At 70.7% G+C, this 2,918-nt stretch carries 2 protein-coding genes; one reads left to right on the top strand and one right to left on the bottom strand.

The features are described 5' to 3' along the window. Positions 1-190: 190 nt before the first annotated feature. Positions 191-1,012 carry a thioredoxin domain-containing protein gene (locus ACZ4UB_RS18685; RefSeq protein WP_468071396.1) on the bottom strand — a complete coding sequence of 274 codons (822 nt, stop codon included), beginning with the start codon at positions 1,010-1,012 and terminating at the stop codon, positions 191-193. 239 nt (positions 1,013-1,251) lie between these two features. Between ACZ4UB_RS18685 and ACZ4UB_RS18680 the strand changes: the two genes are divergently transcribed. Then, the coding region (locus tag ACZ4UB_RS18680) for a lytic transglycosylase domain-containing protein (RefSeq protein WP_468071394.1) at positions 1,252-2,918 on the top strand (1,667 nt) is incomplete at its 3' end.

The following is a 2,918-nucleotide window of genomic DNA, read 5'->3' as shown; positions in this document are numbered from 1 at the left end:
ACGGGGTGGCCTGTCAAGGGTGGCCGCAGGCCATCGCGCAGCGACGCGACCGCAGGGAGCGCCCTTGACAGGTCGCCCCGGCACGGAGAGACAGTGGAACTGACGGGCAGCCCCCGGGACCTCCCCGACCCCGCCCCACCCGAAGCCCCCGCCCAACGCGGCGAAGCCGCGCCCACCCACCCCCACCGCCCTACTTCTTCAGGCTGTCCGCCACCAGTTGCTTGAACTCGTCACCGGTGATCGAGTCGATGCCCTTGCCCGAGAGGACGTTGACCTGCTTGCCGTTGATCTCCACCTCCGGGGTGCCCTTCTTGCCGCTCTCGTAGAAGGACTTCGAGACCTTGTCGACCCACGGCATGTAGGTCAGTTCCTTCACGGCCTTGTTGAAGGCCGGGGTGCGCAGGCCCGGGACCTGGTCCGCCAGGTCCAGGAGGGTGGCGGTCGAGCCGAACTTGTCGTCCGACTCCTTCTCCGGGTGGTTCTTGTAGAGCACCTGGAGGTAGTCCATGAACTTGTCCGGGTTCTCGTTGACCGCGGCGCCCAGGGCGTTCAAGGCGCGCTTGGAGCCCTTGCCGCCGCCCAGTGCCTTGTCGAGGAAGGTCGCGAAGTGGTACTCGACGCGGTAAGTGCCGGCGCCGGCCTGCTCCTTGAGGGTCTTGCCCAGGCCGATCTCGACCCCGGCGCAGAAGGGGCAGCGGGGGTCGAGCCAGATGCTGACGACGTCCTTCGCGTCCGCCTTGCCGTACGGGACGACGACGCCGTCCTCGCCCGAGGTGTTGGCGGGCTGGACGAAGGGCTTGCCGCTGGATTCGGCGGAGTCGCCGGCGGTGGAACTGCCCGACTTCGACGCGTAGATGCCGATTCCCGCCGCGATGGCGAGTACGGCGACCAGCGCGCCGCCGACCATCAGGCGTCCGCGCAGCTTGGCCTTGCGCGCCGCGGCCTCGCGCTCCAGGCGGAGCCGCTCCCGGGCGTCGCGGCTCTGCTGGTTCTTCTTGCTGCTCTTGGCCATGGAGACAGCCTAGGTAACTGAAGTGGTATATACCCGGGCCATTGGGACTTTTCTCTCCGGGACTTAAGACCTTCGCCGGGCGTCGAGCGATCCGCGGGTGAAGAAGAGGCGAATGGTCTGTCACATATTGGTGGGGTGACGGCGAGTCGTGCGCGAATACCTGATAGACAGTGAATATTCATGGGTCGTCCGGCCGCGCACTCGCATGTCCACGGCTGCCTCGGGGGGATTGCCGCACTGTGAAGCCTCTTCATCGTCATCTCGTCAGCACGTCGCGCAAGGTCCTGTGCACTGCCGCACTTGCCGCCAGTCTGACCACGGCGGCGGTCGTCACCACCGCGCCGACGGCCGACGCGGGTGAGGCCGAGCCCGGACCGGACAGTCCGCAGGCCAACGACCGTGGCAACGCGCGCCTCGACCTGCCCGACCTGGTGGCCGACCCGCCCGCGCAGGCCGGTTCCGGTGCCCCCGAGGGGGCCAGCGGGATACCCGCGACCGCCCTCGACGCCTACCGCCGGGCCGAGATAGCCGTCGGGTCCGCGCTGCCCAACTGCAAGCTGCCCTGGCAGCTACTCGCGGGCATAGGCCGGATCGAGTCCGTCCACGCCTCCGGCTACGGCCTGAAGGCGGACGGCTCGACGGAGAAGCCGATCCGCGGTCCCCGCCTGGACGGCAACGGCTTCGCGACCATCAAGGACACCGACAAGGGCGCGTGGGACGGGGACACCGAGTACGACCGGGCCGTGGGCCCGCTCCAGTTCATCCCCTCGACCTGGCAGACCTGGGGCGCCGACGGCAACGGCGACGGCAACCGGGACCCGAACAACATCTACGACGCCGCGCTCGGTGCGGGCCTCTACCTCTGCGCGGGCGACCGGAACCTCTCCGACCCGGGGGACCTGGACAAGGCGATCCTGAGCTACAACAGCTCCCGCGAGTACGTGAACTCCGTGCTCGGCTGGATGCGCCAGTACCAGGCCGGGGCCGCCGACATTCCGAACCCGCCCGCGGGGAACTTCCCGACGCCGCCGCCCGGGTCGCTGCCCACCCCGCCGCCGCGCCCGCCCGTGACCCCGACGGCCCCGGTGACCCCGCAGAAGCCGCCGACGGTTCCGCCGACGAAGCCGCCCACCAAGCCCACCGAGCCGACGAAGCCGGTGCCCGCGACGGTGAGCGAGCTCGCGGTGGTCGGGGAGTCGAAGATCACCGCCGAGGCGGGTTCGGTCTTCGGGACCGCGGCCAAGGTGAAGGCGGTCCTGAGCGACGGCAAGCCCGCCGCGGGCGAGACGGTCACCTTTGAGGTCGAGGACGGCGACACCTCGGGGACGGTCTTCGAAGCCGACGGCAAGACCTCCGCCGTGGTCAAGACGGACAAGGACGGCATCGCGGTCGCCCCCGCCCTGAAGGCGGGCGACAAGGCGGGCGAGAAGCAGGGCGCCTTCACCCTGCGCGCCACCCTCTACAGCCAGGGCAAGGGCAGCGCCACGGGCAGCCAGCCCTTCACGGTGAAGTTCACCGGGACGGTCACCCCCAAGCCCAAGCCCGCCCCCGTCGTGGACGCGCTGACCCGGACCGGCGCCAAGCCGCTCACGGCGGTCCAGGGCTCCAGCTTCGTGGGCATCGAGCTGAAGGCCACGGCGAAGGGCGCCCCGATCGCCGGGACGAAGGTCACGGCCGCGCTGGTCGAGAAGGACGAGAAGGGCGCGTGGGTCCCGGTGGACCCGGCCGCGCGGACCCCGTTCTTCAAGGGCGCGGACGGCGCGGAGCTGCACACGGTGACGCTGGCGCCGACCGGGGCCGACGGCCTGGTCGCCGTGCCGGACCTGTTCACCGCCTCCGCCCCGGGCGCCGCCGCGGCCCCGGTCGCGCCGGGCACCTACCACCTGCGCCTGGTCACCGAGAACGG

Source organism: Streptomyces sp. NPDC028419 (assembly GCF_055565515.1).
The sequence above is the reverse complement of the archived record's forward strand: the minus strand, read 5'-3'. Positions and strand labels throughout refer to the sequence as shown.